A 23,102-nucleotide genomic window follows, 5' to 3' on the forward strand; every position below is an offset into this window, starting at 1 on the left:
CCCTCTCCGCCCCCGGCGAGATGGAAACCTACCCCGCCGGCGTGTAAGGAAGGGCCCCCCGTTAACGCTTTCGGTAGAGGAAGGGCCCCTTCTTAACAACCCGCACGCGGTGACAGGGGGCCGGAGGTCCCGTCGTTGCGGGTACCCCGGGACTGGTCCGGACCCGGCCTGCGGCGGTCTGCTGGAGGCGAAGGCGACGGCCGCCCGCGCGGCCCCGCAGCGCGGCGACGGTCACCGAGGAGGCCGAGATGATCAAGCAGTGGCGGGTCAGGGACGTGATGACCCGGGACGTGGTCACGGTGGCCCCGGAGACCGGCTACCACCAGATCGCCGACCTGCTGGTACGGCACTCGATAAGCGCGGTACCAGTGGTGGACCCGGAGGGGCGGGTGCTGGGGCTGGTCTCCGAGGCGGACCTGCTCGCCAAACTGGAGTACAGCGACCGCGAGCCGTACCACCCACTGGCGGTACGCCGGCTCGGTGCGGGCCGGGGCAGGGCGGCCGGGGAGAACGCCGCCGGCCTGATGTCGTACCCGGTGGTGACGATCAGCGCGGACGCCTCGGTGACCGGCGCCGCCCGGCTGATCGACGCGGCCGGGGTGAAGCGGCTGCCGGTGGTGGACGAACGCCGGCACCTGCTCGGCATCGTGTCCCGCCGCGATCTGGTCCGCCTCTACGCGCGCGGCGACGAGGAGATCCTCGCGGCCGTGCTGGACGTGCTGACGGGGCTCCGGGTCGACCCCGCCGACCTGCACGTCCGGGTCGACGACGGGGTGGTGAGCCTGGCCGGCCGGGTCGACCGGCGGAGCACGGCCGCGATGGCGGTCGGCTTCGTCCGGTCCACGCCGGGCGTGGTCGACGTGATCGACGAACTGACCTACCGGTACGACGACACCGTCGGACCTGGCGGAACCGATGACACCGTCGGGACCTTCGGAACCGGCCAGACCGGTGGGGGACGATCGCGCACCTTCCCCGACATCGTCGTCTGAGTACGGCGGCCTCGGACGGGCGGACCGGTCCGGCAGCGGAGAGACCCTGGACGGAGAGGGTCCGGCAGCGGTGGCACCGCTGCCGGACCCGTCATCCAGTGGACCCGTCATCCACCGGACCCGTCATCCATCAGTGGCAGCCGCCACCGGCCCAGTCAGCGACGGGCGCCGTCGGGCCGGTGGCGGACGCCGTCGTCGTCGGTCAGTGGCGGGCGCCCGCCCCGACGGACTCGTCGAGCGCGGCGCGCAGCTTCTCGCCCTCGATGTCCACGTTCGGCAGGGCCCGGTCCAGCCAGCGGGGCAGCCACCAGGCGGATTTGCCGAGCAACGACATCACGGCCGGCACGATGGTCATCCGGACCACGAACGCGTCGATGGCGACGCCGACCGCCAGCGCGAAGCCCATCGACTTGATGACCGGGTCGTCGAGGAAGACGAAGCCACCGAAGACCGAGATCATGATGAGCGCGGCGGCGGTGACCACCCGGGCGCCGTGGCCCATACCGTTGATGGTGGCCTGGGCAGCGGTGTCACCGTGGACGAAGTCCTCCCGCATCCGGGAGACCAGGAACACCTCGTAGTCCATGGCCAGCCCGAAGAGGATGCCGATGAGCAGGATCGGCAGGAAGCTGACCAGCGGGCCGGGGGTGTCCAGCCCGACCAGGTCCGCCAGGTGACCCTGCTGGAACACGGCGACGGTGATACCGAAGGTTGCCGCCACGGTCAGCAGGAAGCCCAGCGCGGCCTTGACCGGTACCAGCACCGACCGGAAGACCAGCATCAGCAGCAGTACCGACAGGCCGACCACGAGCAGCAGGTACACCGGGAGTGCCTCGGAGAGCTTCTCCGACACGTCGATGCCGATCGCGGTGATACCGGTCAGCGAGACGTCGGCGCCGGGAATGTCGGCGACCTTGGCCCGGATGTCGTGTACGACGTCCTCGGTGGCGGCGTCGGTCGGCCCGGTCTTCGGGATCACCGCGATGACGGCGGTCCGGCCGTCCGGGCTGATGTTCGGCGGGGCGACCGCCAGTACCCCCTCGGTCTTCTGCGCGGCGGCGGTGACCTGCGGTACGGCGGCACCGGTGGCCTGCGCGGACTCGCCGTCGACCAGGATCACCAGTCGCCCGTTGAAGCCGGGACCGAAGCCCTCGCTGGTCAGGTCGGCGGCCTCCCGGGCCGGCGAACCCTCGGCGGCGGCGCTGGCGTCCGGCAGGGCGAGCCGCATGTCCGGAGCGGGCAGCGCGAGCAGGCCGAGCCCCACCAGCCCGGCCAGGATCACCGGGATGCGTAGCCGGGTGACCAGGGTGGCCCAGCGGAACCCGAAACCGGGCTTGTCCTCGACCGGGCCGGTGGTGTTCCGGAGCTTGCGGGGCAGCACCCGGCGGCCGGCGAAACCGAGCAGCGCCGGCTGGAGCGTGATCGCCACGAGCACGGCGACGGTGACGGTACCGGCCGCCGCCAGACCCATCACGGTCAGGAACGGGATGTTGACCACGGCCAGCCCGGCGAGGGCGATGACCACGGTGGCGCCGGCGAAGACCACGGCGGAGCCGGCGGTACCGACCGCACGGGCGACCGCCTCCTCGGTGTCCAGCCCGTCGAGCAGGTTCTGCCGGTGCCGGGAGGTGATGAAGAGCGAGTAGTCGATCCCGACGGCGAGGCCGAGCATCAGCGCGAGAACCGGAGCGGTACTGGTCAACTCGATGGTGCCGCTGAGCGCGAAGAGACCGGCCATGCCGACGGCGACGCCGATCAGGGCGTTCAGCATGGTCATGCCGGCGGCCACCAGCGAGCCGAAGGTGACCACCAGGACCAGGGCGGCGACCGCGACACCGATCGCCTCGGTGGAGCCGACCTCCGGCTCGGTGGACATGATCTCGCCACCGTGTTCGACCCGCAGGCCGGCCGCCTCGGCCGCCGCGCCGGACTCCTCGTACGCGGTCCGCTGGTCCTTCGACACCCCGTCACCGCGTTCGGCGAACTGGACCTGGATCAGGGCGTACCGGCCGTCCGGGGAAACCGAGCCGACCTGGAACGGGTCGACGGCGGCGACCACGCCGGGCAGGGCGTTGGCCTCCTGGACCAGACCGTTGAGCGCCTCCCGGGGGGCGCCGGCGGCGAGGGTACCGCCCGGCGGGGCGGCCACCGTGATGGTGCCGGTCGCGCCGCTGGCCTGCGGGAACTTCTCGGCCAGGGTGTCCAGGGCGCGCTGGGACTCGGTACCGGGCATGGTGAAGTTGCTCGCCGTCGGGCCCTTGAAGGCCAGGGCCGACAGGCCGAGCCCGACGAGTACGACGAGCCAGACGGCGACGACGAGTCCTCGCCGACGGAATGATGCCCGGCCGAGCCGGTACAGCAGGGTCGCCATGGGGATCCTTCTCGTGAATCGGGTGCAGGGCGTACGGGACGTGGACGGTGACGTTCGGTCAGGGACGTGGCCGGTCGTACTGGTCAGGGACGTGGACGGTCGTGCTCGGTCAGGGGGTGGGGTGCCCGAGGGCTCGGGTGGCCACCGTGACCAGCGCCGGACCCAGCTCGTCGTCGGGTAGTTCGCCGAATTCGGCGCAGGCAGCCGCCACTCCGGCGCAGACCATCAGCGGAGCGATCCGGTCGGCGGGCTGCTCCGACCGGCCGGCCAGGGCGTCGAGCAGCCGTTCGGTACGGCGCTGGATGGGTTCGAAGGCCGGCTGCTGGAGCAGTTCGGGCAGCTCGGAGTGGAGCAGGCTGATCTCCCGCCGGAACCGGACGGCCAACTCGACGAAGTCGGTGATGGCGGCGCTGCGCGCGGCGTCACCGGTCAGCGGGGCGAGCCGGGCGTCGAGAGCCTCCAGCGCGCTGATCGCCGGAGCCATCAGCTCGGTGAGGATCGCCTCCTTGTTGGCGAAGTGGTAGAGCACGGCCGCCTTGGAGCAGCCCACTTCACGGGCGATGTCCTGGAGCGAGGTGCCCTTGAAGCCGGTGACCGAGAACCGGCGGGCTGCGGCGGCCAGGATCTCGGCGTGTGTCTCGGGGATCGGGCGGGCCATGTCGTCCAGCATGCCTGACCGATCGGTCAGGTGCTGACCGATCGGTCAGATCGTGCCCGGGGTCACACCCGGTCGACCGCCCCGCCGATTCGTCGCCCCTCACCCCCGCGGTTGGATCATGGAGTTGTGGTGGGGTGTTTGAGGCGATATGCAGCTTCTGTGGGGCACCACAACTCCGTGATCGGCAGGGGCGGGGCGGTGCGCCGCACGGCCAGCGCCTTCCGGGTCTCCGGGTACGGGCGGATCGTCGCCGCCCCCGGTCTGCTCCATCTGTGCCAGCAGCTCGACAGCAGCCCCGTGTATCGACAGGAGCCCGGTGCCCCGACGGGAACCCGATGCCCTACGCCACGATGCTCCAGGGTTCCGGGATGCGGGAGGCGAGCCGGGGCTTGTGATCGGCCCACCAGCGGATCGAGCGGACCAGCATCCCGGCCGGGTCCGTCACCTGCTGGGTGGGCGTGAACGGCCGGGCCAGGCTGGTGTAGCTCTCGAACATGCCGAGCAACTGGACCACCTGCAACTGCACCTCGGAGAGGTGCTCCTCGGCCAGTGGCAGGAAGAACCGGTGCCAGCGCCGGGTCGGGATGAACGGCGGCACCTGGATCGGGGAGATGCCCCGCTCGGCCCGCCACTCGTTGAGCGTGCCGCAGACGAGGTCCAGCAGTTCGGCCAGGCGCAGCGACTTCTCGCCCCCGGCGATCACCTCGGTCCGGGGCGTGGCCGGCGGGGTACCGGTCACCGCGGCCACCACCACCTCGGCGACCTGGTCCACCGGGGCCAGTTCGGCGTAGCCGTCCGGTGCGCCGACCACCGCCGCCGCCAGGCCGGAGACCAGCGTCTGCACCAGGGTGTACGGGCCGGTGAACCGGCCGATGGCCCCGTCGGAGCGGGCGCCGACGATCAGCGGTGGCCGGACCACGGTCAGCGGGCCGGGGTGCCGGGCCCGGACCAGTTTCTCGCACTCCGCCTTCGACCACTCGTACCCGTTGCGGTAGCGGCCGAAGGCCGACGGGACGACCAACTCGTCCGGGTCGGCGCCGTCGGCGTACGCGGTGGACAGGTGCACCAGGTGGGTCCGCTCGTCGACCAGGCCCAGTACCGCCTGAAGCGGCGCGACGTTGGCGGCCAGCGCCTCGTCCCGGGACATGCTCCAGCGGGTCGACGCGGCGGTGTGCACCACCACGTCCCACGGTCCCGCCACCTCCGGCGGGGGCGGACCGGCGCCCAGGGCCCAGGCCACCTCCCCGGGGCGTTGCGGCCGGCGGGTCACCGAGGTCAGCTCCAGGTCCCCGCCCAGCGCCGCCAGGGCGCGGACGACATCCTGGCCCACGACCCCCGTGGACCCCGTGATCAGGACGCGCACGTCCCCTCCCTGCGACTCGGCCCAGTGAGATGGTGGCTCGGCACGGCGACGGAACTGTGGCTCGGCACGGCGGCGAGATGGTGGCTCAGCACGGTGCGAAGACCAGTGACACGTTGTGCCCACCGAACCCGAAGGAGTTGGTCAGCGCCGGTTGCGGTGCGACCTGCCGGGCCCGGCCGGCGACCACGTCGATCAGCGCGGTGTCCCCGTCCCCGGTGGTGAAGTTGGCGACCGGCGGTACCGTCCCGGAGACCGCCGACAGCAGCGTGGCGACCGCCTCCACCGCGCCCGCCGCGCCCAGCGAGTGTCCGAGCACCCCCTTCGGTGCGGTCACCGGCGGGCCGTCCGCCCCGAAGCAGGCCACGATGGCCCGCGCCTCGGCCAGGTCGTTGTACAGGGTGCCCGTACCGTGCGCGTTGACGTGCCCGATCTCCGCCGGGGCGAGTTCCGCGTCGGCCAGCGCGAGGCGCATGCACGCCGCCGCGACCGCGCCGTCGGAGCGCGGGGCGACGATGTGGTGGGCGTCCGAGTTGCTCCCGTAGCCGCGCAGCTCGGCGATGACCCGCGCGCCCCGCGCCTCGGCGTGCTCCCAGCGTTCCAGCACCAGGAAGGCCGCGCCCTCGCCCATCACGAAACCGTCCCGTCCGGTGTCGAACGGTCGGCAGGCCGCCGCCGGGTCGTCGTTGCGCCGGGACATCGCCCCCATCCGGGCGAACGACGAGACCGCCACCGGCGACACGCACGCCTCGGTGCCGCCGGCCACCACCACGTCCAGCTCCCCGGAACGGATCTTCAGCATCGCCTCGCCGATCGCGGTGGCCCCGCTGGCGCAGGCCATCACGTAGCTCAGCGCCGAGCCCCGGGCGCCGATCCGCAGGCTGATCCGGGCCGCCGCCGCGTTGGCCATGATCCGGGGCACGGTGTACGCGGGTACCGTCGCCGGACGGTCGCCGTACTCCTGGACCAGCAGCTCGGCCGGGGTGAGGCCGCCGGCCCCGATGCCCACGGTGACCCCGACCCGCTCCGGTACCGCGGGGCGCTCCAGCCGGGCGTCGGTGACCGCGTCGGCGGCCGCCGCGACGGCCAGGAACGCGGCCCGGTCGAGTTGCCGCAGCTCGCGCAGGGACACGTAGTCGGTGGGGTCGAACTCGGGTACCCGGCAGGCGAAGGTCACCGGCAGGCCCAGGTCGACGAACTCCGCGACCGTGGCGGCGGTGGACCGCCCCTCGGCCAGGGTGTCGGCGAACTGCTTGACGTGGGTACCGGCGGGGGTCTTGACGCCGAGGCCGGTGACGGCGACCCGCACCCGCCGGTTCACACCCGCTCCCGCGTTCACACCCGCTCCTGGACCCGCCGGTGCAGCAGGTCGATGCAGTGCCCGACGTTGCGCATCTCCAGCAGGTCGTCGGCGCTGATCCGGGTACCGAGGGTGTTCTCCAGCCGGGTACCGATCTCCATCAGCTCCAGGCTGTCCATCTCGTACTCGTCCCGCAGGTCGGTGCCCTCGCCGATCTCGTCGACCGGTACGCCGACCACCTGGGCGATCCGGCTGCGGACCACCTCGGCCAGCTCAGCCCGCTCCATCCGTGTCCACCTCTCTCGTCGTGCCGGCCCCGGCGGGCCGGGTACCACCGGTCCGGGCCGCCAGGCCCGGGGCGCTCTCGTCCAGGTCCAGCCCGGCGGGGATGCCGAGCGCCCGGCGGGCCAGGTACTGGCGGGTGGCGGCCGGGGTCGGTGGGTGGAACCGGATCGCCTGGGCGTCCCGCCAGAGCCGTTCCAGCGGCAGGCTGCGGGCGTACGACGTGCCGCCGCACGCCTCGGCCAGCGTGCCGACCAGCGCCGGCACCACCCGGACCGCCTGCTGTTTCACCGCCAGCGCGGCGGCCACCAGGCGTTCCGGGGCGGCTCCGGCGTCCATCCGGCGGGCCACGTCGGCGCAGGCCGCCTCCAGGGTCAGCAGCTCCGCCACCGGGTCACCCAGGGCGGCCTGGTAGCTGGGCAGCTCGGCCCGGCTCTGCCCGAGGTGGGCGATCCGCAGCCGGTGCAGCAGTCCACCGGCCTCGCGCAGGGCGGCGCGGGCCAGCCCCAGGTAGCAGGCGGTGGCGGTGAGCGCGAACCAGATCACCCCGGCGGCGAACACGTCGTCGTCCTCGGAACCCGCCGGTGCCTGGTAGAACACCAGCTCCTTCGGGATGAAGCAGTCGGTCAGCACCAGGGTGTGCGAGGCCGAGCCGCGCATCCCCAGGGCGTCCCAGTCCTCGACGACGGTCAGCCCGGGCGCGGTGGTGGGCAGGAGTGCGACCAGCACCTCGGACGGTTCGGTGGCGGTCTGCACCTGGAGGCAGACCAGGTCGGCCTCGGCAGCCAGCGAGCACGGCCGTTTCCGGCCGGAGACCCGCCAGCCCTTGTCGACCCGGTCGGCGCGCAGCGTCGACCGGCTGGTGGAACCGCCCAGGTTCGGTTCGGCGAAGGCCGAGGCGAGCAGCCGGTTCTGGGTGGCGATCGCCTCCATCAGCAGCCACGACGTGTCGGTCCGGCGCCGCCAGTGCTCGACCATCAGGCCGACCGAGAACAGGTGCATGTTCACCGCCACGGCCAGTGCCGGGTCGGCGGTACCCAGTTCGCGTTGCAGGGCGCAGCAGCGCAGCAGGTCCGCGCCGCCCCCGAGGAACTTCTCCGGTACCGGCAGGCCCGGCCAGTTGAGTTCGCGCAGCAGGGCCAGCGCCCGGGTGGACGGTTTGCCGTCCCGGTCGGCGGCCCCGGCCAGTCCGGCGATCTCGGTCAGCGCGGCGGCCGGCAGGTCGGCGCGGACGTCCGGCCAGCAACCGTCGAGCAGGTCGTCGGTCACGTCGACGCCCCGGCCGGTGCGGCGACGGAACCCGGTGCGGCGGGCGCGGACCGGGCGGCGTCGACCGCGGTACGGGCGTACCCGACGGCGCCGTCCAGCGCGTCCAGGGCGCGCTGCACCTCGGCGGTACCCGCGACGATCGGCGGCAGCAGCCGGAGCGTCTCCGGCCGGCTCAGGCAGTGCGACACCAGCAGGCCACGCTCGATCAGTCCGAAGGTCACCTCACCGGCGTGTTCGGGGCTGGCGAGGTCGACCCCCCAGATCAGCCCCCGACCCCGTACCCCGGCGATCACGTCGGGGTGTCGCCGGTGCAGGTCGGCGAGGCCGGCGGCGAGCCGGGCGGACAGGTCGGCGCCGTGGTCGGCGTACTCCTCGATGGCGCGCAGCGCGACCGGGACGGCGGCCATCGCGAGGGGCTGGCCGCCGAAGGTGGCACTGTGCCGGAAGGAGTCCTCGATCAGTGGCCGGTAGAGCCGTTCGGCGCAGACCGCCGCCGAGACCGGGACCACGCCGCCGCCGAGTGGCTTGCCGAGCAGGACCGCGTCCACCGGCAGCCCGGCGGCCAGGGCGATCGACCGTTCGCCACCCCGGCGCAGACCCACCTGGATCTCGTCGGAGATCACCATCGCGCCCGCGGCGTGCGCGTCGGCCGTCCAGCGGGCCAGCACCTCCGGGTCCAGCGGGACGACCCCGTTCTCGCCCTGCACCGGTTCGAAGACGACGGCGGCCAGGTCCCCGCCGATCGCGGCGGCGCGTACCGCGTCCGGGTCCTCCGGGTCGACGTGCACCGTCCCGCCGAGCAGTTCCTCCACGCCGACGCGGAACCGGGGGTGCCAGGTGAGGGCGAGTGCCCCCATGGTCTTGCCGTGGAAGGCACCGCGTACCGCGAGCACGGTACGGCGTCCGGTGGCCAGCCGGGCCAGCTTCACCGCCACCTCCACCGCGTCGGCGCCGTTGGTGCCGAAGTAGACCCGGGGAAGGACCCCGCCCAGGTAGCCGACCACTTCCTCGGCGGCTGCGGCGGCCACCGGGTTGGCCAGCGACCGGGTGGAGACCGGCATGGTGCCGAGCTGCGCGGCGACCGCCGCCACCACGTCCGGGTGCCGGTGGCCGAGCAGGGTCACCGCGTACGAGCCGAAGTCCAGGGCCCGGCGACCGTCGGAGAGGACCACCTCGCAGCCGTCCCCGGCCACCTCGACCGCACCCCGACCGGCGAACCGTCCGGAGAGCGCCAGGGCGGGCGACATGTGGCTGCGCAACCGGCGGAAGGTCTCCCGGGCCAGGTCGGGCGCGCCGGTCATGACCGCGCCTGGGCGGTCCCGGCGGCGCGGGCCCGGTCGCCGAGGTGTTCCAGGATGGCCCGGGAGTTGTCCTCCAGCGCCCGGGCGGCGACCGGGTTCAGCATCTCGGCCATCATCGGGATGCCGATGTCGAACTCGACGTGCAGTTCGGCGGTGGTGCCCCGCTCGTCGGCGCCGACCTGCCAGTGGCCGGTGAAGTAGGCGAGGTCGCCGTCGATCTGCCGGAACTCGATGCGGCGCCGGTCGTGGTCGATGAACTCCTCCTCCTCCCACTCCAGTTCGGACCCTTTGAGCAGGACCGACCACCGGCTCACCCGCCGGTCGCCCACCCAGTCGACGATTTTGATCTCGCGTACCTCGGCCATGTAGCTGGCGTACGACTCGCTGTCGAGCAGCGCGGCCCACACCTCGGCCGGGTCGGCGTTGCTGGTGTGGCTCGTCGTCACAGTCGGCATGTGTCCTCCGTCGTCGTGCTCAGATGCCCCACTGGTCCCAGTCCATCGGGCCCAGTCCGTGCTCGGTACGCAGCTTCTCCAGCGCCCCGGCGATGCCCACGGTCGGGAAGAAGCCGGCGGCGGTGCGCAGCACCGGGATGGTCACCGGCAGCAGTGCCCGCAACCGTTCGTCCTGCTCACGGACCACGTCCCGGGCCGCTTCCGCCTCTTCCCGGGTCGCCCCGGGCGGCGGGGGGAGCTGCCGCAGCGCCCGGGCGGCCGGCGAGTCGTCCCCGGCCAGGTGGACGTGGTGCGCCACGTGGGTCGGTCGCCCCGGATAACCGGCACCGACCTGCTCGCAGTACGCGATCGCGCGCAGTGCCACCGCGCACGACTCGACGGCCGCCGGGTGGTTGCCGGCGGCCAGGGCCGCGTCGATGTCGGTCAGCGCGGTCTGCACCGCCATGGCGTACTGCCAGGCCATGCCGGCGCCGTGGGTGAGCAGCCAGGTGAGGTCGGTACCGCCGACCCGGGTCTGCGGTGTCATGACCTCGCCCCCTCGGTGTGCAGTGCCCCGACAGGGGAACCGGTCTCGTCCAGTTCCCGGGCGAGGGCGTCGGAGGCGACGTCCAGGGTCAGTTCCCCGTCCCGGAGCGCGGCCAGCAGCCGGTCCGCCGGGTACCGGTCGGCGATCTCGGTGGTGGTCCCGGCCCCGGTCACCGGGTCGGCGACCAGCCGGCCGTGCCGGGTCAACGCGTACTCGGTGCGGCCGAGCCGCACCCGCTGCCGGTCCGGTTCGGTGCGCAGCCGGGTCAGCCGCCACGGGTCCCAGCCGGCCAGGCCGGTGTCGGCCAGCAGTCCGGTCAGGGCGTCCTCGGAGTCGACCGTGTAGTGCGCGCGGGCGAACGCCGGGTCGAAGCCGAGCCGGGCGGCCCGGTCCGGCAGCCACTTCTCGCTGGTCAGCACGTCCCCCCGGGCCCGGCAGCGCAGTTCCAGCACCTCCCGGCCGGTCCGGGCCCACAGGTAGCCGGCGTGTCCGGCGTCGACCCGGGTGGCGAGCCGGGCCGCCGCCCAGACCTGGAGCACCTGGTCCAGCGCGGCGCGGACCAGTACGGCGAGGACGGCCGGCGCGTCCGCCGGGGCGAAGACCGGCGGTTGGTCCGGGTGCAGGGGCAGCGCGTTGAGCCAGCGTGCGGCGGTCCGGCGGGTACGCCGCCCCGGGGCGGGGGCCAGGCTCACCGCACCGAGCGGGAGCTTCCCCACCGGGTACGCCCGGGCCCCGGCGACCATGGTCGCCGGCAGGCGCTCCGGGTAGTGCTCGATGTCGATGGGGGTGTGCCCGGCGAAGAACAGGAACGCCGGGCTGGGTTTGTCGATCCCCGGTACCAGCAGGTGGATGTCCACGTCGCTGCCCCGGTTGCCCAGCCCGCCGGCCAGCGAGCCGACCAGGTACGCGGGGCCGGCGGTCAGTACGCTGCCGCCGAGTTCGAGCACGTCGGCGAGGGTCAACCCGACCACGTCGAGGGCCCGGTCGATGTCCACCGGATCGTTCAGGACCATGAGACCTTCCTCTGTTCCGGTTTGAGCAGCAGCAGGGCCAGCAGGGCGAAGCCACCGGCGAAGGCCGCCAGGACGCCGATCTCCCGCGCCACGCCGGTCAGTCCGGCGCCGCCCGAGATGACCTCCTGGAGCCCGCGTACCGCCCAGTAGGAGGGGGTGGCCGGGGCGAGTGGCGCGGCCCAGCCCGGCAGCAGGTCGCGGGGGACCAGCGCCCCGCCCAGCCCGGCCATCACCAGGGCCAGCACGTTGGCCGCCGAGGTCATCTGCACCACGGTCCGGCAGGCGGCGAAGCCGAGGACGCCGAGCGCCACCAGGCAGAGCGCGAAGGCCAGCACCACCAGGGCGAGCGCGCCGAGGGAGCCGCGTACCTCCAGGCCGAACAGCACCCGGCCGGCGGTGAGCAGCACGGTGAACTGGGCGACGAGCAGGCCGAGCGGTACCACCGCCTTGCTCAGCACGAGCAGGGCGACCGGTACGGCGGTGGCCCGGTGCCGGTTCCAGGTGTTCCAGCCGTGGTCGCGGAAGAAGACCATGCCGACGTGCGAGACGAGGAACATCGAGAACATCACCGACAGGCCGGGCACGGCCTGCTCGGCGCCGGAGAGCGGGCCGGGGCCGGGTGCGCTGCCGGCCACCGCCATGGCGCTGCGGTACGTGGGCAGCAGGAAGGCCATCAGCACCAGCGGCATCACGGTGAGGATGAGCTGGGGGACCAGGTCACGGCGTTGGAGCCGCCATTCGTGGCCGACCAGTACCCCGGCGACGGCCAGGTCACGGCGCATCTGCGGGTACCTCCCCGGCGGCGACCACCCGGTCGAAGACCTCGTCCAGACTGGACCGGCGGATGTCCAGCCCGACCAGCCGGTGCAGGTCGGTGCCGAGTCCCTGGACGACGGCGGGCAGGGCGTGCGGGCCGGCCACCTTGACCGAGATGGTGCGCGGGTCGCTGTCCTGCTCGGCGATCCGCAGGTCGATGACGGTGCTGCCGTACCGGTCGAGCAGGTCGGCGACGCCGCCCCGGGTGGCCACGGTCCCGTCGGCGAGCAGCACCACCTCGGCCTGCAGGGCCTCCACCTCGGGCAGGTAGTGGGTGGAGTAGCAGATGGCGGTGCCCGCGTCGGCCAGTTCCCGGACGTGTTCCAGTACGGCCCGGCGGGTACCCGGGTCCACCCCGACGGTGGGTTCGTCGAGCAGCAGCAACGGTGGCCGGGCCACGGTGGCCATGGCACAGTGCACCCGGCGGCGCTGCCCGCCGGAGAGGGTGCGGACCTGCCGGTCGGCGATCCGGTCGAGCAGGAGGGCCGAGAGGGTGGCGGCCACCGCCTCGTCCTGTTGCCGCCGGGGCACCCCGCAGATGGCCGCCCAGTCCCGGACGTTCTCCCGGGCGGTCAGCGTGGGGAAGACCGCGATCTCCTGTTCGGCGTAGCCGACGTACGCCCGGGCCCGTCGGGGGTGGGCGGCGACGTCGACACCGCAGACGCTGATCGCACCGGCCCGGGGGCGTACCGCGCCGACCACCGCGTTCATCAGGGTGGTCTTGCCCGCGCCGTTCGGCCCGAGCAGCCCGAGTATCTGACCCGGTTCGATCCGCAACGAGACGTCGCGTAACGCCACGTGGTCGCCGTACGCCACCGACAGGTCGCGTACGTCCAGCACCGCCATCCTCATCACCCACCGGCGAGACAGGCGGACGGGCCCGGCGACGAATCGGCACGGCGGACCGCCGTGGCCGACATATCGAGCCCCTCCGGTTATCGATCGGGCACGCTCCGTCAAAATGCGCGCTCAGGGTTCTATTACTGCCCGGTATGAATGCTTGCCGATGCCTGTCCGGCATGAGGCAGACGGGACTCTAGCACGTACCGTCAATGCCTTCATTCGTTCTTCCGGACGCGTTGCATTGCACAGCCTGAATGCAGGGGTTCCCGGGACAGCAACGTTGTGCTAGCGTCTCGATCGCTTTGCTACGGGCCACGGCCGAGCTGCGCGAACCTCTTGATTTGCGCGCCCGGCGGAGTAATGTCGGCCAACACTCGCACGTTTCCCTGGACCAATGTGTCGTATTCCTATTTGCCAGGTCGGCTGTCTGGTCCGGCGGCGGCGTGTGCGGAAAAGCGGACCGCACGCAGGCCATCTACACATGGAGTGAGGAAGCAATGACCGGCGAAACGGTGGCAGCGTCATCTGCGCAGCCGTTCCACTTCGGGCTCGACTACATCCGGGTCCACTTCGGCAACAACACCGCCCTGGCGACGCAGCAGATGACCCACAACCTGTACCGGCAGAACCGGGAGACGCTGGTCGACCACATGCTCCGCTGCCTGGACCTGACCGGTCGGGAGACCGTGCTGGACCTGGGGTGCGGCAACGGCTTCATCCTGCGGGACGTGGTGAGCCGGCTGCGGCACGGCGGCCGGACCGTCGCCATGGACATCTCGCCGGCGATGCTGGAGCTGGCCAAGCGCAATGTCACGGTGTCGTGGGCGCCCCTGGAGTTCGTCGAGGGGCGAGCCGAAGACCTTTCGCGTTTCCCCGACGGAACATTCGACCGGGTGATGGCGAACTTCATCTTCCACTACATCGAGGACCCGGACCTGGTCTGTGGCGAGATCGCCCGGGTGACCAGTGACGACGGTTTCGCCATCGTGACCATCGAGGCCCGCCATTCCATGCCGGAGATGTACGAAATGCACTTCGAGGCGATGGAGAAGGTCGGCTTCGCGCCGGACTTCATCGCCCGGCTGCCCCGTACCCGGCGCGGCAAGATGGTGCTCGACAACTCGGCCGAGATCCTGTCCCGGCACTTCGGCAGCGTGACGGAGAACCCTTACCCGGATGCCCTGCGGTTCGAGACGCCCGAGCCGTACATGTTCTTCTACGCCACCGGGCACAAGTTCTGCGGCGCGCGGGCGATGGCCGGTGACGAGTACCCGGAGTCCATGTTCGATCAGCTGTACGCCGAGGTCGAGGCCAAGGTGAAGGCACGTATCGCCGAGGTCGGCTACTTCGAGCTGAGCAAGCGCAACTCCGTGTTCGTCTGCCGCTGAGAAACGGGAGATCCGGATGACCGCCGACCAGCGGGGTGCACTCCGCGTAGCCCTGTTCGGGCTGCCCGGTGCGGGCAAGTCGACCAGCGCCGGCCTGCTCCGGGAGGTCCTGGCCGGGATGGGCCGGGACGTCGCGGTGGTGAAGACCGCCGCACCGCTCTACGACGTGCAGGCCGCCTTCTACGAGCGGGTGGGCACCGCCCTCGCCCCCGGCCAGCAGGACGGTGCGCTGCTCAACTTCCTCGGCTCGCACTTCCGGCAGGCCGCCCCCGGTTTCCTGCTCACCGACTTCGCCCGGCGGTGGGGCAACGCGGTGCTCGGCGGGGCGGACACCGTCCTCTGCGACGACGCCCGCCCGGTGGACCTGCCCGGCCTGGCCGGACAGGGTTTCCGGGTGGTGCGGATCGTCGCGCCGGACGCGCTGCGCCGGGAACGCAAGTCCGGCCGGGGCGACCGGATCGCCGGCCGGGACGACCACCCCACCGAGGCCGGCGGCGAACAGGTCGTCGCGGACTTCGAGGTGGACAACGCCGGCACCCTCGACGAGCTGCGGGAACGGATCGTCACGCTGGCCAGGGAGCTGGTCGCCGGGCCGGCGTCGCCGGCCGGTCCCGTTCCGCTGGTCGGCTCCGCCGCGCCGGTCGGTCCGGTTCCACTGGCCGGCTCCGCCGCGCCGGCCGATCTCGCCGCGCTGGTCGACCTGGCGCGGGCGACGATCTCCGCCCGGTACGCGGAGAACCGCCACCAGATCGGCGCGGTGATCGTGGCCGGCGACGGGCGGGTCTTCACCGGCGTGCACCTGGAGGCGATGGTGGGTCGGGCGTCGATCTGCGCGGAGGCGGTCGCCCTGGGCCGGGCGTGCGCGGCGGGCGCGACGGACCTGCGGATCGCCCTCGCGGTGCGGCACCCGAAGCCGTCCGAGGCCCGGCGGGACATCAAGCTGGTACCGCCCTGCGGGCTCTGCCGCGAGCTGCTGCTCGACTACGGCCCGGACATCCGGGTGGTGGTCGACGCCGGGGCCGGGCCGGAACTCGTCGCCCTGGCCGGGCTGCTGCCGCACAAGTACGTCGGTACCAAGTGGGCCGCACTGGGCGGCGCCACCGCCGACCGACGGTGACCGGGCCGGGGCGTCCGTTACGACCACCGGACGCCCCGGCACACGTCGAGTCCGATCGATCCTGGTGGTGCCGACGGCACCGGGGGGACTGGTGATTGCAGTGAGTACGTTCCGGGCCTTTCTCGAAGCGGAGTTCCCCGGCGCGGGGATCAGCGAGATCAGCGGCTCCAACAACCTCGTCTACCGGGTGGAGTCGACGGACGGGGTGGTGGTGGCCAAGCACGTCACCGACAGCGACATCCCGTTGACCTGGCTCGCCGAGGCGAACGCGCGCCTCGCCGACGAGCTGCCGGTCCAGCGCATCCTGCGGGTCTTCGAGACCGGTCGGGGTGACCCCTTCGACGCGGTCTTCGCCGAGTACGTCGAGGGCCGCAACCTGGCCACCGCGCTGGTCGACTCCGACGGGGCGCCGTCGACCGACGAACTGGTGTCGCACCTGTGCCGCTTCGCCCTCGCCTGCCGGGAACTGCCGAGGATGCACGAGGGGTTCGGCCTCTACAAACGCGAGGCACCGGTGATCGACGGACACCGGGAGTTCGTCGAGCACTACGCCCGGCGGTACTGGGGCCGGGCCCGCCCGTTCTACGCCGGCACCCGGGTCGGTGCCGCCGTTGACGCCTGGCTCTCCGGCGGCTTCGCCGCCGCCACGGCCCGCCACCCGGCGCCGTACACGACCGTCGCCATCGACGCCAACCTGAAGAACTTCGTGGTCACCCCGGACCGCCGGATCGTGGTGCTCAACGTGCCGATCGCCGGCCGGTCCACCCCCGCGCACGCGGTCGGCGCGATCAGCGCGCACCTGCGCAACCGGGAGCAGCACGCCCCGTTCCTGGCCGCCGCGGCGGAGGCGGTCTGCCCGGACGACGCCGAGCTGGTACCGCACTTCGAACTCTGGGCCCTGCTCGGCATCCTGTCGTTCTACGCGGTACGCGAACCGGAGCGGCAGCACGAGTGGCGCAACTGGGGCTCCCCGGTCACCCTCGACGAGGACTTCCGGGCCCTGGTGGAGACCCACATCGCCCCGCTGGCCGCCCGATGATCCTCACCGGCCCCGCGATCAGCGACGCGGTCGCCCGGGGCGACATCGTCATCGACCCCTTCGACCCGGCCCGGGTCAACCCGAACAGCTACAACTACCGGCTGGGGCCGGAGATCCACCACGTGCGCAGCGACCCGAGGACCGGGCCGCAGCACGAACGGATGGAACCGGCCGACGGCCGCTACCTGCTGCGCAAGGGGAACTTCTACCTCGGCCACACCATGGAACGCCTGGGCAGCACCCGCTACGTCACCTCGCTGATCGGCCGCAGCTCGGTCGGCCGGCTGGGGCTGTTCGTCCAGCTCTCCGCCGACCTCGGGCACTGCGGCGCGGTGCACCGCTGGACGTTGGAACTGCTGCCCGCGCTGGACATCTACGTCTACCCGGGACAGATCATCGGCCAGGTGTCGTTCTGGGCCGCCACCGGTGACGTCCTGGCCTACCACGGCTGGTACGGCCGGCACGACCGGCCGATGCCGTCCAAGCTGCACGCGACCGTTCCGGATCACGAAGAGATCAGAGAGCTGCTGTGATTCTCACCGGCCACGAGATCCGGCGCCGGGTCGAGGCGAACGACATCGTCGTCACCCCGTTCGACGCCGCGCACATCAATCCGAACAGTGTCGACCTGACCCTCGACGACACCATCCTGCGGTACCGCGACCCGGTGATCGATCCCCGGGTCGAGCCCGAGGTGATCGAGGAGAAGATCCCGGCGGAGGGCCTGCTGCTGGAGCCGATGAGCTTCTGTCTCGGCTCGTCGCGGGAGATCGTCGGCAGTACCCGGTACGTGCCGATGGTGCACGCCAAGTCGAGTACCGCCCGGGCCGGCCTCTTCGTCCACGTCACCGCCGACCTGATCGACATCGGCTCGATCGGCACCGTCACCTTCCAGCTCTTCGCCACGCTGGCGCTGCGGGTCTACCCGGGCATGCGGATCGCCCAGATGACCTTCTGGAAGCCGCAGGGCGAGATCACCCTCTACGACGGCAAGTACCAGGGGTCCACCGGCCCCCGGAAGTCGATGATCCACCGGGACCGGCACTGGGAGACCCTGACGCGATGAGCGGACCGACCGAGGTAGTCGCCGTGACCCGGTCCGGGGCGGTCCGGGTGAGCGCCCCGCCCGACGTCCTGGCCGAGCTGGCCGGACTGGTCCGGCCCTTCGTCGACCTGCATCCGGCGGCACCGGCACCGGCCGACGCCGGCCTGCCGGTCACCGCCCCCGGCCCGCAGTCGGTCACCGCCGTCGGCTCGCCGCCGCTCACCGTGGCGCCGGTCGCCGTCGGGTCGCCGTCGGTTGCGGACCTGCCGGCCGTACTGGTCCGGGACGCGCCGCCGACCGGTCCCGGTTGGCGGGAGGAGGTGCTCTCCTCGGCGTACGAGCCGGACCGGGTGCTGCGGGTGCACGACGACGACCGGGTGATCGCCGTGGTCGGCGGGACCGGTGGGTGGCGGACACAGCAGGTGCTCCGCTCGGTCCGGCACCTGCTGCGCTGGCAGGCGTACGCGACCGGGGACCTGCTGCTGCACGGTGGACTGGTGACCCTCGGCGGCCGGGGGGTCGCCTTCGTCGGCGGCAAGCGCTCCGGCAAGACGTCGAGCATCCTCAGCGCCCTGCTGCGCGGGCACGCCGACTTCGTCTCCAACGACGACGTCACGGTGGCGGAGGCGGTCGACGGCAGGCTGGTCGGGTACGGCGCACCACGCACCGTCAACATCCGTACCGACTCGCTGCTCGCGCTCGCCGGGGCGTACCCGGACCTGGCCGGACTGCTGACCGGGGCGAGCCACCCGACGAACGGCTTCGTCGGCCGGCACCGGACGGTGGAGGCCGTCCGGACCACCACCGGCGCCACCCTGCCCGGCTCGCTCTGGGTACGCGCCAGCGAGATCGCCGAGGTCACCGGGGTGGCGCTGCGCCCCGAGGCGCCCGTCGACGCCCTGGTCCTCCCCGGCTTCGACGACACCGTCGACGGCCCGGTCCTGACCCGGCTGGACCGGGCCACCGCCGCAGCGGCCCTGGCCGGGCACATCGAACGGCAGGGCACCAGGTACGACCCGTTCCTCGCCGACTGGTACCCGGACACCGACGCGGCCCGCCGGCAGCGGCTGGTCGACCGGCTCCTCGACGAGGTCCCCTGTTACCGGCTCACCCAGGACATGCGCCGACTGGCCGAGTCGACCGACCTGCTGCTCGCCGAGCTCGGCGCCCGACCGGTGTGACCAGCACCGTCGCCGCCCTGGTGACCGACCCCGACGGTCGGATCCTGCTGACCCCGGGCCGGTCCGCCGGCCCGGGCCTGCCGGCTGTCGCACTCCGCCCCGGCGAGACGCCCCGGGCGGCCGCCGGGCGGGCGGTGGCCCTCGGGGCGGCCGGCCTCGTCCCCCGGGTCGGTGGCCCGCTGGTCCTCGACTGGGCCGCCGGTTCGGCGTACCACGTCTTCGAAGCGGGCGAGGCCGGGGCATCGGCGGTCCGCCGGATCACCGCCGGTGGTACCGCCGGATTCGTCGACCTGGCGGAGCTGCCGACGGAGACCGACCCGGTCGAGGTGCGCCGGATCGCCGCCGCGCTGGCCGCGCGGGCCGGGGAGAGCACCGTGTACCTGGAGGACGGCCGGCCTCCGCCGGTGCTGGCGATGATGCGCCGCTACCGGATCGCCCCCCGGCTGCACGGTGGCGCAGCATGGCGGTGGCACACCGGCCCGGTCCCCGCCGACCTGCCGGTCCGGCACGCCTGGGTGTGGCTCTTCGTGCCGGACGGCCGGGTGGTCGTCTACGTCGACGTGCACGGCACGGCCGGACTTCCCGGCGGCACCCTGGAGACCGTCGACCACGGCGATCCCGTCGCGGCGGCGGTCCGGGAGGTACGCGAGGAGACCCAGATCGAGATGACCCCACCGGTCCACCTCGGCTATCTGGTCGACGCTCCACCCGGTGGACCTACCGTGGGCCGGGTACGGCTGGCGGCGGTGGTGACCCGGATCGGCCGGTCCGCACCCGACCCGGCGACCGGTACGGTGCACCGCCGGTTGCTGGTTCCGCCCCGGCTCGTCGCCGAACTCTGCGGCTGGGGTCCGGGGGCGGACGGGCAGACCAGGGCGGCCGTGGCGGCGGCCCGGGACCGGGGCATCGCCGAGGCACCCGGTACGGCGCCGGTCACCGAGATCCCGCCCGACGGGTCCGGCATCCTGACCGGCGTCCGACTGCTCCGACCGACCGATCCGACCTGACCGACAGGACTGGCTTGGGGGCGCTGGTCAGGCGGCGGTGCAGATCGACAGGTTTGCCAGCCGTTCGGTGTACTGCACGGCCAGCGCGTCGAAGCGGCTCGCCGTCTCATCACGCAGGCTGTGCCACGCCGTGCGGAGGTCGTCCACCGTACGTACCACGGTGTCGACCGTTGCTGCGGCGTCGGCACCACAGGTGTCGGCGAGGCGGCGGAAGTCCTCCAAGTCGATGGAGCCGGCGTACATCTCGTTGTTCAGGCTCAGTGCCAGCGACGAGTAGCGGTACGGGCGGTACACGGTCAGGCAGTGGAAGTCGTAGACCGGGGCGAGAGCGGGGGTCCGCCCGTCCTGGTATCGCAGGGCCCAGTTCTTCAGATGGGCGTCCGTGTTCCCGGTGACCAGCATGGCGACCAGGCGTCGGATGTAGTCGGTGTAGCCGGCCTCGCCGGTCAGCTGTCGGACGGCGCGTCCGAGCGAGTCGTAGGTGACGCCGGAGTCGCTGTACTTGAACCGTGGTGGGACATCGGCGACCTGGGCGAAGTCCTCGACATGAATCGGTCCGGCGGCACTCCGGTCGAACCGCTCGATCAGATAGAGCGGCTCGGACGGATCCACCAGACCGTCGGGTATGCCATCGACCGCGTGTGCCGGCAGCAACTTGACCGGTGGGACATCGAAGCCCGCCTCCGCCAACCAGCGCATGGTCAGGTACTCGTTGGTCACCAGCTTCTGCAGCGTCCGGTCGGGTAGCTTGACGATCCACCAGCCGTCGTCACCGGTCACCGCCGTCGACAGTCGTTCGCTGGCCACCGAGTACTTGAGTTGTACGCCGGCGAGCGAGTGGCGCAACGGATGGTCGGGTACCGGGATGTGCTCCGGCCCATGGTCGTCGTCCGGCTCGCTGGTCGTGTGCACGGCGACCGCCCCGGGGAGATAACCACCCAGCCGGCTCAGCAGCGTGAAGTCCCCGATCCGGCCACCGCCCAGTTCGTGGACGATCTGTTGTCGCAGTGCCCCCTCGGGCAGCAGATTGGCGAACCAGGACGGGAGGCCGATCTTGCTCCGACGTGCCGACCCGGGATCGTCCTCGAACGTCTGCCCCAGGACCCGGTGCCCCGGAGCGGAAAGGTCGTCTTCGTAGTGGAACTCGGATCCACCACGGTCGTACCGGAGGAAGCCCACGCGGCTGCCGTGCAACCGAACCTCGGCTTCGACGGTCTGCACTCAGGCCACCGATCGCAGGACGTCGCTCAGTGCCTGCCCGTCGCGGGCACCCCACTCGGCCATCTGGCTGACCTGCCGCCGGATCGCGACGGCCACCGCTGCCGTACGGCGTTCGAGGAAAGCGTCCGTCGCCCCGGCGGCGAGCAGCCGTTGGGCCTCGGCGTCGATCAGATGGCTGGCCGCGATGTCGGCGGACACCGTCGCCAGTTGTTGCCGGATCTGCCGGCTGGGCGCGGCGGGGACGACGACCCGGTTGGCGATCGTGTCGGTCGGCCCGTCCTGTTTCCCGGACAGGATCGTGTGCAACGGGCTGCCCTGTTCGAGGAGTTGCCGGATGTCGACGGGAGCCCCGCTGTCGAGATCCCGGGGAGCGACCGAAAGCAGACCGAGGACGTTGAGCTTGGCCATCGCGTGACTGAAGTGGATCTTGTCTGGTTCGGGGGTGAAGTCGGGAAAGGACTGGACCTGATTGAGTACCTGTTGCGCAGCGGTGACCGGATCGGCGGCGTCGACTGCCCCAATCTGGCCCCGTACGTCGGCGACGCTGATGCCCCGGGCCCGGGTACCGGCCACAGCACCTCGCCACACCCACCGTCGGAGCAGAGTTGCACTGCGGCCCTCCGGTGCCCCGTGCAGCTTGACGAAGCGAACCAGGACGGGGATGACATGTGAGTAGGGGAGCAGTTTGACGTGCGGAATCCCGGCCGAGATCTGAAGGAACCGGACCACCTCCTGAAGTGCCGCCGCGACGTCCCGGAAGGTCTCGATCCGGCTCTCTTCGGTGGTGAACTCGCCTCGGAAGTCCTCCCGGTAGACGTCGCCGCCGAGATGGGCAAGGACAGCGCGGAGGGTCATCCGGTCGTCCAGTGTGCCGAACCCGGTTTCGGCGGGGATGTGGCCGAGGTCGGTCAGGCTCGCGTACGAGTGCTCTGTCGCCCCGGTGTGTAGTGCCTGAAACACCTCGGACTTGGTCAGGCGTTTGCCGGTGGTGTTCATCCGGGTGAAGATGTCGAGCAGCGGTGCCTCGTCATCGGCGGTGACGACATAGGTCGGGATCTGGTACTCGCGCAGTGCCTTCGCGGCCTGGTCGGCGAGGTCGAGCTGCGTTTCGGTGAGCCAGTCGGCGTTCTCGCGCATCCACTTCAGCAGGGTCGCGGTGTCCAGGAGAAGGCTGACCGGTATCCATGAGACCGGCGGCTGTTGGCGAAGGCCGGCGGTATGGAACTGGCCGGTGTCGAGGTCGAGGTGAACGCGGAACCGGGGATCAGCGGCGTCGTGGGCCGAGGTGAGGGCGCCCACGAGTGACGTGATCCGCTGTTGGCCGTCGACTACCCAGAGAGCCGTCGCCATGGCCGGTGCGGTGACGGCCAGTGGGCCGATCTGCACGTGCTGCGGGGGCGCGGGCCGCTGCCAGAGAAGCAGGTTGCCGACGGGGTAACCCTGACGAATGCTGTCGAAGAGCCGGACGATGTCAGGGGCTTCCCATTTGAAGTTGCGCTGGAACTGTGGGATGCGGATGGCGCCCCGCTTCACTTCCCGGACGAGGTCCTCCGGCGTCCGGTACTCGACGCGGGGTCGCTCCAGACTCGGCATCTCTCCTCCTCGGCCCGGGATGTCCCGAGACTAGCGACAGATCGGGGTGCTTTCCTGCTGCCACCCGCCTGCGGTTGCGGTGTGCGCCCAGACCGCTTCCGATGGGAAACGCGAAACGGCCGCACCGATCAGTGATCGGTGCGGCCGTTTCGGCTTCGACGTGCCCCCGGCAGGATTCGAACCTGCGCCCCCGCCTCCGGAGGGCGGTGCTCTATCCCCTGAGCTACGGGGGCTCAGCGACTCGGAAACTGTAGCAGGGTCCCCCGGAGATCACCGAATCGGTATCGCCCGTGTCGCCGCTGCCCCGTCCGTCCCGTTTCCACCC

Annotated in this window: 22 protein-coding genes and 1 tRNA gene; 8 read left to right on the top strand and 15 right to left on the bottom strand. The window is 72.1% G+C overall.

Annotation, left to right across the window (positions count from 1 at the left end):
• Window positions 1-248: 248 nt before the first annotated feature.
• On the top strand, window positions 249-992 hold the full coding sequence (locus GSF22_RS12010) for a CBS domain-containing protein (RefSeq protein WP_244367204.1): 744 nt from the start codon (window positions 249-251) through the stop codon (window positions 990-992).
• Window positions 993-1,194: 202 nt separating this feature from the next.
• Here the strand turns inward: GSF22_RS12010 and GSF22_RS12015 are convergent, their stop codons facing one another.
• The 12 genes from GSF22_RS12015 to GSF22_RS12070 all read right to left on the bottom strand — a co-directional run bounded on the left by GSF22_RS12015 (window position 1,195) and on the right by GSF22_RS12070 (window position 13,189).
• A complete protein-coding gene (locus GSF22_RS12015) occupies window positions 1,195-3,363 on the bottom strand; it encodes an MMPL family transporter (RefSeq protein ID WP_208813614.1) in 2,169 nt (722 codons plus the stop codon).
• 109 nt (window positions 3,364-3,472) lie between these two features.
• On the bottom strand, window positions 3,473-4,021 hold the full coding sequence (locus tag GSF22_RS12020; protein WP_208813615.1) for a TetR/AcrR family transcriptional regulator: 549 nt from the start codon (window positions 4,019-4,021) through the stop codon (window positions 3,473-3,475).
• A gap of 340 nt (window positions 4,022-4,361) precedes the next feature.
• Window positions 4,362-5,384 (bottom strand): SDR family oxidoreductase, encoded by a 1,023-nt coding sequence (locus GSF22_RS12025; RefSeq protein ID WP_208813616.1) that lies wholly within the window; start codon window positions 5,382-5,384, stop codon window positions 4,362-4,364.
• An 85-nt stretch (window positions 5,385-5,469) separates the two neighbouring features.
• Entirely contained in the window at window positions 5,470-6,720 is a 1,251-nt protein-coding gene (locus GSF22_RS12030; protein WP_208813617.1) for a beta-ketoacyl-[acyl-carrier-protein] synthase family protein, read from the bottom strand.
• Window positions 6,717-6,968, bottom strand: coding sequence for an acyl carrier protein (locus GSF22_RS12035; protein ID WP_208813618.1), 252 nt, complete (start codon window positions 6,966-6,968; stop codon window positions 6,717-6,719). Before GSF22_RS12035 ends, GSF22_RS12030 begins: the two co-directional genes overlap by 4 nt.
• Complete coding sequence (locus tag GSF22_RS12040; RefSeq protein ID WP_208813619.1) at window positions 6,955-8,232, bottom strand: acyl-CoA dehydrogenase family protein; 1,278 nt, start codon at window positions 8,230-8,232, stop codon at window positions 6,955-6,957. Before GSF22_RS12040 ends, GSF22_RS12035 begins: the two co-directional genes overlap by 14 nt.
• Complete coding sequence (locus tag GSF22_RS12045; RefSeq protein WP_208813620.1) at window positions 8,229-9,533, bottom strand: aspartate aminotransferase family protein; 1,305 nt, start codon at window positions 9,531-9,533, stop codon at window positions 8,229-8,231. The genes GSF22_RS12040 and GSF22_RS12045 overlap by 4 nt, the downstream gene beginning before the upstream one ends.
• The gene (locus GSF22_RS12050) at window positions 9,530-9,988 is read right to left on the bottom strand and encodes a type II toxin-antitoxin system RatA family toxin (RefSeq protein ID WP_208813621.1); all 459 of its coding nucleotides are present in this window, start codon (window positions 9,986-9,988) and stop codon (window positions 9,530-9,532) included. The genes GSF22_RS12045 and GSF22_RS12050 overlap by 4 nt, the downstream gene beginning before the upstream one ends.
• A 19-nt stretch (window positions 9,989-10,007) precedes the next feature.
• Window positions 10,008-10,514 carry a hypothetical protein gene (locus GSF22_RS12055; RefSeq protein WP_208813622.1) on the bottom strand — a complete coding sequence of 169 codons (507 nt, stop codon included), beginning with the start codon at window positions 10,512-10,514 and terminating at the stop codon, window positions 10,008-10,010.
• Complete coding sequence (locus GSF22_RS12060; protein ID WP_208813623.1) at window positions 10,511-11,527, bottom strand: hypothetical protein; 1,017 nt, start codon at window positions 11,525-11,527, stop codon at window positions 10,511-10,513. Before GSF22_RS12060 ends, GSF22_RS12055 begins: the two co-directional genes overlap by 4 nt.
• Entirely contained in the window at window positions 11,518-12,309 is a 792-nt protein-coding gene (locus tag GSF22_RS12065; RefSeq protein ID WP_208813624.1) for an ABC transporter permease, read from the bottom strand. Before GSF22_RS12065 ends, GSF22_RS12060 begins: the two co-directional genes overlap by 10 nt.
• Window positions 12,299-13,189: an ABC transporter ATP-binding protein gene (locus GSF22_RS12070; protein WP_208813625.1), complete on the bottom strand. Its 891-nt coding sequence runs from the start codon at window positions 13,187-13,189 to the stop codon at window positions 12,299-12,301. The genes GSF22_RS12065 and GSF22_RS12070 overlap by 11 nt, the downstream gene beginning before the upstream one ends.
• Before the next feature lie 509 nt (window positions 13,190-13,698).
• Between GSF22_RS12070 and GSF22_RS12075 the strand changes: the two genes are divergently transcribed.
• The 7 genes from GSF22_RS12075 (at window position 13,699) to GSF22_RS35690 (ending at window position 19,963) form a co-directional block, all read left to right on the top strand.
• Window positions 13,699-14,574 carry a class I SAM-dependent methyltransferase gene (locus GSF22_RS12075; protein ID WP_208813626.1) on the top strand — a complete coding sequence of 292 codons (876 nt, stop codon included), beginning with the start codon at window positions 13,699-13,701 and terminating at the stop codon, window positions 14,572-14,574.
• 16 nt (window positions 14,575-14,590) lie between these two features.
• Complete coding sequence (locus GSF22_RS12080) at window positions 14,591-15,691, top strand: cytidine deaminase (protein ID WP_208813627.1); 1,101 nt, start codon at window positions 14,591-14,593, stop codon at window positions 15,689-15,691.
• Window positions 15,692-15,791: 100 nt separating this feature from the next.
• The gene (locus GSF22_RS12085) at window positions 15,792-16,730 is read left to right on the top strand and encodes a hypothetical protein (protein ID WP_208813628.1); all 939 of its coding nucleotides are present in this window, start codon (window positions 15,792-15,794) and stop codon (window positions 16,728-16,730) included.
• Window positions 16,727-17,263 carry a dCTP deaminase gene (locus tag GSF22_RS12090; protein ID WP_208813629.1) on the top strand — a complete coding sequence of 179 codons (537 nt, stop codon included), beginning with the start codon at window positions 16,727-16,729 and terminating at the stop codon, window positions 17,261-17,263. The genes GSF22_RS12085 and GSF22_RS12090 overlap by 4 nt, the downstream gene beginning before the upstream one ends.
• Window positions 17,260-17,796 carry a dCTP deaminase gene (gene dcd / locus GSF22_RS12095; protein WP_208813630.1) on the top strand — a complete coding sequence of 179 codons (537 nt, stop codon included), beginning with the start codon at window positions 17,260-17,262 and terminating at the stop codon, window positions 17,794-17,796. The genes GSF22_RS12090 and dcd overlap by 4 nt, the downstream gene beginning before the upstream one ends.
• The gene (locus tag GSF22_RS12100) at window positions 17,793-18,956 is read left to right on the top strand and encodes a hypothetical protein (protein ID WP_208813631.1); all 1,164 of its coding nucleotides are present in this window, start codon (window positions 17,793-17,795) and stop codon (window positions 18,954-18,956) included. The genes dcd and GSF22_RS12100 overlap by 4 nt, the downstream gene beginning before the upstream one ends.
• Window positions 18,953-19,963, top strand: coding sequence for an NUDIX domain-containing protein (locus tag GSF22_RS35690; protein ID WP_208813632.1), 1,011 nt, complete (start codon window positions 18,953-18,955; stop codon window positions 19,961-19,963). The genes GSF22_RS12100 and GSF22_RS35690 overlap by 4 nt, the downstream gene beginning before the upstream one ends.
• A gap of 27 nt (window positions 19,964-19,990) precedes the next feature.
• Here the strand turns inward: GSF22_RS35690 and GSF22_RS12110 are convergent, their stop codons facing one another.
• The 3 genes from GSF22_RS12110 to GSF22_RS12120 form a co-directional block, all read right to left on the bottom strand.
• Window positions 19,991-21,184: a type II toxin-antitoxin system HipA family toxin gene (locus GSF22_RS12110; protein WP_208813633.1), complete on the bottom strand. Its 1,194-nt coding sequence runs from the start codon at window positions 21,182-21,184 to the stop codon at window positions 19,991-19,993.
• Complete coding sequence (locus GSF22_RS12115; protein ID WP_208813634.1) at window positions 21,185-22,777, bottom strand: DUF262 domain-containing protein; 1,593 nt, start codon at window positions 22,775-22,777, stop codon at window positions 21,185-21,187.
• 161 nt (window positions 22,778-22,938) lie between these two features.
• Window positions 22,939-23,010: transfer RNA gene (locus GSF22_RS12120), tRNA-Arg, on the bottom strand.
• Between the last annotated feature and the right edge of the window lie 92 nt (window positions 23,011-23,102).

The sequence above is a fragment of the Micromonospora echinofusca genome, assembly GCF_017614955.1.
GTDB classification, from domain to species: domain Bacteria; phylum Actinomycetota; class Actinomycetes; order Mycobacteriales; family Micromonosporaceae; genus Micromonospora; species Micromonospora echinofusca_A.

Coding starts and splice junctions, on each gene's coding strand:
- GSF22_RS12010 (WP_244367204.1), top strand. CDS start 249: ATGATCAAGCAGTGGCGGGTCAGGGACGTGATGACCCGGGACGTGGTC.
- GSF22_RS12015 (WP_208813614.1), bottom strand. CDS start 3,363: ATGGCGACCCTGCTGTACCGGCTCGGCCGGGCATCATTCCGTCGGCGA.
- GSF22_RS12020 (WP_208813615.1), bottom strand. CDS start 4,021: ATGGCCCGCCCGATCCCCGAGACACACGCCGAGATCCTGGCCGCCGCA.
- GSF22_RS12035 (WP_208813618.1), bottom strand. CDS start 6,968: ATGGAGCGGGCTGAGCTGGCCGAGGTGGTCCGCAGCCGGATCGCCCAG.
- GSF22_RS12045 (WP_208813620.1), bottom strand. CDS start 9,533: ATGACCGGCGCGCCCGACCTGGCCCGGGAGACCTTCCGCCGGTTGCGC.
- GSF22_RS12050 (WP_208813621.1), bottom strand. CDS start 9,988: ATGCCGACTGTGACGACGAGCCACACCAGCAACGCCGACCCGGCCGAG.
- GSF22_RS12055 (WP_208813622.1), bottom strand. CDS start 10,514: ATGACACCGCAGACCCGGGTCGGCGGTACCGACCTCACCTGGCTGCTC.
- GSF22_RS12060 (WP_208813623.1), bottom strand. CDS start 11,527: ATGGTCCTGAACGATCCGGTGGACATCGACCGGGCCCTCGACGTGGTC.
- GSF22_RS12065 (WP_208813624.1), bottom strand. CDS start 12,309: ATGCGCCGTGACCTGGCCGTCGCCGGGGTACTGGTCGGCCACGAATGG.
- GSF22_RS12070 (WP_208813625.1), bottom strand. CDS start 13,189: ATGGCGGTGCTGGACGTACGCGACCTGTCGGTGGCGTACGGCGACCAC.
- GSF22_RS12080 (WP_208813627.1), top strand. CDS start 14,591: ATGACCGCCGACCAGCGGGGTGCACTCCGCGTAGCCCTGTTCGGGCTG.
- GSF22_RS12090 (WP_208813629.1), top strand. CDS start 16,727: ATGATCCTCACCGGCCCCGCGATCAGCGACGCGGTCGCCCGGGGCGAC.
- GSF22_RS12100 (WP_208813631.1), top strand. CDS start 17,793: ATGAGCGGACCGACCGAGGTAGTCGCCGTGACCCGGTCCGGGGCGGTC.
- GSF22_RS12115 (WP_208813634.1), bottom strand. CDS start 22,777: ATGCCGAGTCTGGAGCGACCCCGCGTCGAGTACCGGACGCCGGAGGAC.